The 6,525-nt window shown below is 47.4% G+C and carries 8 tRNA genes, 3 rRNA genes and 1 pseudogene; all 12 read right to left on the reverse strand.

Annotated elements, in window-relative coordinates:
* Window positions 1–232: 232 nt before the first annotated feature.
* Window positions 233–318, reverse strand: a tRNA-Leu gene (locus AB0M30_RS47215).
* Between the two features lie 35 nt (window positions 319–353).
* Window positions 354–425: transfer RNA gene (locus AB0M30_RS47220), tRNA-Gly, on the reverse strand.
* A 25-nt stretch (window positions 426–450) separates the two neighbouring features.
* A tRNA-Thr gene (locus AB0M30_RS47225) sits at window positions 451–523 on the reverse strand.
* A 12-nt stretch (window positions 524–535) separates the two neighbouring features.
* Window positions 536–617, reverse strand: a tRNA-Leu gene (locus tag AB0M30_RS47230).
* Window positions 618–625: 8 nt separating this feature from the next.
* A tRNA-Lys gene (locus AB0M30_RS47235) sits at window positions 626–698 on the reverse strand.
* A 17-nt stretch (window positions 699–715) separates the two neighbouring features.
* Window positions 716–788, reverse strand: a tRNA-Asp gene (locus AB0M30_RS47240).
* A 29-nt stretch (window positions 789–817) separates the two neighbouring features.
* Window positions 818–890, reverse strand: a tRNA-Val gene (locus AB0M30_RS47245).
* 3 nt (window positions 891–893) lie between these two features.
* Window positions 894–1,009: ribosomal RNA gene (rrf, locus tag AB0M30_RS47250) — 5S ribosomal RNA — on the reverse strand.
* A gap of 83 nt (window positions 1,010–1,092) precedes the next feature.
* Window positions 1,093–3,993: ribosomal RNA gene (locus AB0M30_RS47255) — 23S ribosomal RNA — on the reverse strand.
* A gap of 138 nt (window positions 3,994–4,131) precedes the next feature.
* A tRNA-Ala gene (locus AB0M30_RS47260) sits at window positions 4,132–4,204 on the reverse strand.
* A 93-nt stretch (window positions 4,205–4,297) separates the two neighbouring features.
* Window positions 4,298–5,844: ribosomal RNA gene (locus AB0M30_RS47265) — 16S ribosomal RNA — on the reverse strand.
* The 16S, 23S and 5S rRNA genes sit together here with 8 tRNA genes alongside, the layout of an rRNA operon.
* 316 nt (window positions 5,845–6,160) lie before the next feature.
* Window positions 6,161–6,525: pseudogene (locus AB0M30_RS47270) on the reverse strand (hypothetical protein); the annotation flags it as partial.

Consider the following 6,525-nt stretch of genomic DNA (forward strand, 5'->3'; position numbering starts at 1 on the left):
CCGTTATCACGAGCGGCTTGTACGAATTTTTCTGCTGAAACGAGTGCCATTTCAAAATACCTCCGAATATTTTATTACTTACCTAGTATAGCATTTTGTGAAGTATTTTTCTAGTCCAAGCTCGCAAAAATACAAAGTAACCGCTTTATTAAGCCATTCTTAAAGAAAGATAAAGAAAGATAAAGAAAGATAAAAAAAGATTAATAGTTTAATAACTATTAATCTTAGCATATCCCGAGGACCGGTTTCGAACCGGTACGAAGGTTACCCCTCGCAGGATTTTAAGTCCTGTGCGTCTGCCAGTTCCGCCACCCCGGGTATTATACAAAAACTCCCACTTGGGAGAATTATCAAGCGAACGACGAGATTCGAACTCGCGACCCCAACCATGGCAAGGTTGTGTTCTACCCCTGAACTACGTTCGCACTTAAACTTTGTGTCTTACGACAATGCCGACTACATGATTCGAACACGCGACCCTCTGATTACAAATCAGATGCTCTACCAACTGAGCTAAGTCGGCTAATACCTAGTATGCGGATGAAGGGACTTGAACCCCCACGCCGTTAAGCGCTAGATCCTAAATCTAGTGCGTCTGCCAATTCCGCCACATCCGCTAGGATTATGACCCGTGCTGGGCTCGAACCAGCGACCCTTTGATTAAAAGTCAAATGCTCTACCAACTGAGCTAACGAGTCATTAGTATTTCTACTAACGGTTCTGACGGGAATCGAACCCGCGATCTTCGCCGTGACAGGGCGACGTGATAACCGCTACACTACAGAACCTTTATTCACTTAATGGCTGAAACAACCAATGGGAGTTAACGGGATCGAACCGCTGACCCTCTGCTTGTAAGGCAGATGCTCTCCCAGCTGAGCTAAACTCCCAAAACTTGGCCACTCGCCTATCTCCCAGGGGGCAACCCCCAAGTACTTCCGCCGTAGATGGACTTAACTTCTGTGTTCGACATGGGAACAGGTGTATCTCCATCGCAATGATGACCAAATCATTAAATGTTACCTTGAACATTCAAAACTAAATAACAATTCTTCTAACTTTTAAACCATAAGCATATTATATTTGACTCTTTTGGTAAAGTCCTCGAGCGATTAGTACTGGTCCGCTCCAAGTCTCGCAACTCTTCCACTTCCAGCCTATCTACCAGATCATCTCTCTGGGCTCTTAATTCTTACGAATGGGTAATCTCATCTTGAGGTGGGCTTCGCACTTAGATGCTTTCAGCGCTTATCCCTTCCCTACATAGCTATCCAGCCGTGCTCCTGGCGGAACAACTGGTACACCAGCGGTAAGTCCATCCCGGTCCTCTCGTACTAAGGACAGATCCTCTCAAATTACCTACGCCCGCGACGGATAGGGACCGAACTGTCTCACGACGTTCTGAACCCAGCTCGCGTGCCGCTTTAATGGGCGAACAGCCCAACCCTTGGGACCGACTACAGCCCCAGGATGCGACGAGCCGACATCGAGGTGCCAAACCTCCCCGTCGATGTGAACTCTTGGGGGAGATAAGCCTGTTATCCCCAGGGTAGCTTTTATCCGTTGAGCGATGGCCCTTCCATGCGGTACCACCGGATCACTAAGTCCTAGTTTCCTACCTGCTCGAGTTGTAGCTCTCGCAGTCAAGCTGGCTTTTACCTTTACACTCTACGATTGATTTCCAACCAATCTGAGCCAACCTTTGAGCGCCTCCGTTACTCTTTAGGAGGCGACCGCCCCAGTCAAACTGTCCGTCAGACACTGTCTCCCTGGCCGATTATGCCAGCGGGTTAGAGTAACCATAAGTCAAGGGTAGTATCCCAACAACGCCTCAATAGAAACTAGCGTCCCTATTTCAATGGCTCCTACCTATCCTGTACATGACTTACAGGTACTCAATATCAAACTACAGTAAAGCTCCATGGGGTCTTTCCGTCCTGTCGCGGGTAACCTGCATCTTCACAGGTACTAAAATTTCACCGAGTCTCTCGTTGAGACAGTGCCCAAATCATTACGCCTTTCGTGCGGGTCGGAACTTACCCGACAAGGAATTTCGCTACCTTAGGACCGTTATAGTTACGGCCGCCGTTTACTGGGGCTTCAATTCATACCTTCGACTTACGTCTAAGCACTCCTCTTAACCTTCCAGCACCGGGCAGGCGTCACCCCCTATACATCACCTTGCGGTTTAGCAGAGAGCTGTGTTTTTGATAAACAGTTGCTTGGGCCTATTCACTGCGGCTGGCTTTTACACCAGCACCCCTTCTCCCGAAGTTACGGGGCTATTTTGCCGAGTTCCTTAACGAGAGTTCTCTCGATCACCTGAGGCTACTCGCCTCGACTACCTGTGTCGGTTTGCGGTACGGGTAGATATGACTTTACGCTAGAAGCTTTTCTTGGCAGTGTGACATCAGAGAGTTCGCAACCGTAGTTGCTTCCCCATCACAGCTCAATGTTAAAGAGAAATGCATTTGACACATCTCACACCTCACTGCTTAGACCAGAATCCATTAACTGGCATCTCTTAGCCTACTGCGTCCCTCCATCACGATCATATCTAGTACTGGAATATCAACCAGTTGTCCATCGACTACGCCTTTCGGCCTCGCCTTAGGTCCCGACTAACCCAGGGCGGACGAGCCTTCCCCTGGAAACCTTAGTCTTACGGTGGATAAGATTCTCACTTATCTTGCGCTACTCATACCGGCATTCTCACTTCTTAACGCTCCAGCACTCCTCACGGTATACCTTCATCGCGGTTAAGAACGCTCTCCTACCATTGATAAAATATCAATCCAAAGCTTCGGTAATATGTTTAGCCCCGGTACATTTTCGGCGCAGGGTCACTCGACTAGTGAGCTATTACGCACTCTTTGAATGATAGCTGCTTCTGAGCTAACATCCTAGTTGTCTGTGCAACCCCACATCCTTTTCCACTTAACATATATTTTGGGACCTTAGCTGTTGGTCTGGGCTGTTTCCCTTTCGACTACGGATCTTAGCACTCGCAGTCTGACTGCCGAACATGTGTATTAGCATTCGGAGTTTATCTGAGATTGGTAATCCTAGACGGACCCCTCACCCAAACAGTGCTCTACCTCCAATACACTTACATTTCGACGCTAGCCCTAAAGCTATTTCGGAGAGAACCAGCTATCTCCCAGTTCGTTTGGAATTTCTCCGCTATCCACAAGTCATCCAAACACTTTTCAACGTGTCCTGGTTCGGGCCTCCAGTGCGTCTTACCACACCTTCACCCTGCTCATGGATAGGTCACTAGGTTTCGGGTCTACATCATGATACTAAGTCGCCCTATTCAGACTCGGTTTCCCTACGGCTCCGTCTCTTCAACTTAACCTCGCATCATAACGTAACTCGCCGGTTCATTCTACAAAAGGCACGCTCTCACCCATTAACGGGCTCGAACTTCTTGTAGGCACACGGTTTCAGGTGCTATTTCACTCCCCTCTCGGGGTTCTTTTCACCTTTCCCTCACGGTACTGGTTCACTATCGGTCACTAAGGAGTATTTAGGGTTGGGAGATGGTCCTCCCGGATTCAAACTGGATTTCGCGTGTCCAGCCCTACTCAGGATACTGCTAGGTATAAGCGCTATTTCGTCTACGGGATTATTACCCTCTTTGATTAACCTTCCCAGGTTATTCGACTATAATGCTTAAGTCCACGTTGCAGTCCTACAACCCCAAGAAGCAAGCTTCTTGGTTTGCCCTTCTTCGCGTTCGCTCGCCGCTACTTACGAAATCGTTTTTACTTTCTCTTCCTGCAGGTACTTAGATGTTTCAGTTCTCTGCGTTACCTTTACATGAGCTATGTATTCACTCATGAATAACTGCTAGTAGCAGCTGGGTTTCCCCATTCGGAGACCTAGGGATCAATGCGTACTTACTGCTCCCCCTAGAATATCGTCGTTAGTCACGTCCTTCATCGGCTCTTAGTGCCAAGGCATCCACCGTGCGCCCTTATTAACTTTGCCATGATGATTTATAATCATCGTTTTTCAAGTATAAGTTTGTAAATTCTTTAAAATTCACAGCTTTTGGTTTATTTATCGTTATTAGATATTGTTATTTAGTTTTCAATGTTCAAGTGATTTTAACGTCTTGTCTGACAATGGAGCCTAGCGGGATCGAACCGCTGACCTCCTGCGTGCAAAGCAGGCGCTCTCCCAGCTGAGCTAAGGCCCCACAATCAAGAATTTGATTCTTGCTTAGGTTTATCACTAAACCCCTCAAAACTGAATAAAGTTGAATGCTCACGTCTTTGTATATATTCCTTAGAAAGGAGGTGATCCAGCCGCACCTTCCGATACGGCTACCTTGTTACGACTTCACCCCAGTCATCGGTCTTACCTTAGGAAGCGCCCTCCTTGCGGTTAGGCAACCTACTTCGGGTACTCCCAACTCCCGTGGTGTGACGGGCGGTGTGTACAAGGCCCGGGAACGTATTCACCGCGGCGTGCTGATCCGCGATTACTAGCGATTCCGACTTCATGTAGGCGAGTTGCAGCCTACAATCCGAACTGAGAATGGTTTTAAGAGATTAGCTAAACATCACTGTCTCGCGACTCGTTGTACCATCCATTGTAGCACGTGTGTAGCCCAGGTCATAAGGGGCATGATGATTTGACGTCATCCCCACCTTCCTCCGGTTTATCACCGGCAGTCTCGTTAGAGTGCCCAACTTAATGATGGCAACTAACAATAGGGGTTGCGCTCGTTGCGGGACTTAACCCAACATCTCACGACACGAGCTGACGACAACCATGCACCACCTGTATCCCGTGTCCCGAAGGAACTTCCTATCTCTAGGAATAGCACGAGTATGTCAAGACCTGGTAAGGTTCTTCGCGTTGCTTCGAATTAAACCACATGCTCCACCGCTTGTGCGGGCCCCCGTCAATTCCTTTGAGTTTCAACCTTGCGGTCGTACTCCCCAGGCGGAGTGCTTATTGCGTTAGCTGCGATACAGAGAACTTATAGCTCCCTACATCTAGCACTCATCGTTTACGGCGTGGACTACCAGGGTATCTAATCCTGTTTGCTCCCCACGCTTTCGAGCCTCAGTGTCAGTTACAGGCCAGAGAGCCGCTTTCGCCACCGGTGTTCCTCCATATATCTACGCATTTCACCGCTACACATGGAATTCCACTCTCCTCTCCTGCACTCAAGTCTACCAGTTTCCAATGCATACAATGGTTGAGCCACTGCCTTTTACACCAGACTTAATAAACCACCTGCGCTCGCTTTACGCCCAATAAATCCGGACAACGCTCGGGACCTACGTATTACCGCGGCTGCTGGCACGTAGTTAGCCGTCCCTTTCTGGGTAGTTACCGTCACTTGATGAGCTTTCCACTCTCACCAACGTTCTTCTCTACCAACAGAGTTTTACGATCCGAAAACCTTCTTCACTCACGCGGCGTTGCTCGGTCAGACTTTCGTCCATTGCCGAAGATTCCCTACTGCTGCCTCCCGTAGGAGTTTGGGCCGTGTCTCAGTCCCAATGTGGCCGATCACCCTCTCAGGTCGGCTATGTATCATCGCCTTGGTGAGCCTTTACCTCACCAACTAGCTAATACAACGCGGGATCATCTTTGAGTGATGCAATTGCATCTTTCAAACTTAAAACTTGTGTTTAAAGTTTTTATGCGGTATTAGCATTCGTTTCCAAATGTTGTCCCCCGCTCAAAGGCAGATTCCCCACGCGTTACTCACCCGTTCGCTGCTCATCCAGTCGGTACAAGTACCAACCTTCAGCGCTCAACTTGCATGTATTAGGCACGCCGCCAGCGTTCGTCCTGAGCCAGGATCAAACTCTCAAATAAAGTATTTAAGTCACCTTAGTGACTGGCTTGTCTTTCATTATTGATTGACAGATTTTTGATGTATCTTACTACATCACATGAGTCATTCTTCTTTATTCAGTTTTCAATGGTCTAGCTTATCGCTTCAAGACCCTCGTCTCTTGCGACAACTATTATATTCTATCAAACCTAACTAAACTTGTCAAGAATTAACTGTGACTTTTATACCTTTTTTTATCTTACGTTCGCTTTTTCCCTCTCCTGTATTCGCTTTATTTCATGCCACCACTAGCTTTGACAAATTAAAAAAATAAGTCAAAATTGACTTATTTTTTTATTAATGTACCCAGATACTCATCAACATGACTATCCCTAAACCTACAACTGCGATAATCGTTTCTAGTACTGTCCAAGTTTTTAATGTTTGTTTGACATCTAAATCAAAGTATTCTTTAAACATCCAGAATCCTGCATCGTTAACATGAGATGCGGCAATTGAACCTGCCCCTATTGCCAAGACCATTAGTGCGGCTGTATTTGGAGAAGCTGATGCAAGCATTGGTTGAACTAAACCTGCTGCTGTTAAAGCGGCCACGGTTGCAGAACCTAAGGCTACACGTAAAATTACTGTGATGATCCAAGCAAGTAACAATGGCGAAAGTGTGGGGACTCGACCTTCCTCGGGTGGTTCGCCGAAGCATC

This window comes from Amycolatopsis sp. NPDC051716 (assembly GCF_040681595.1).
Lineage (GTDB): Bacteria > Actinomycetota > Actinomycetes > Mycobacteriales > Pseudonocardiaceae > Amycolatopsis.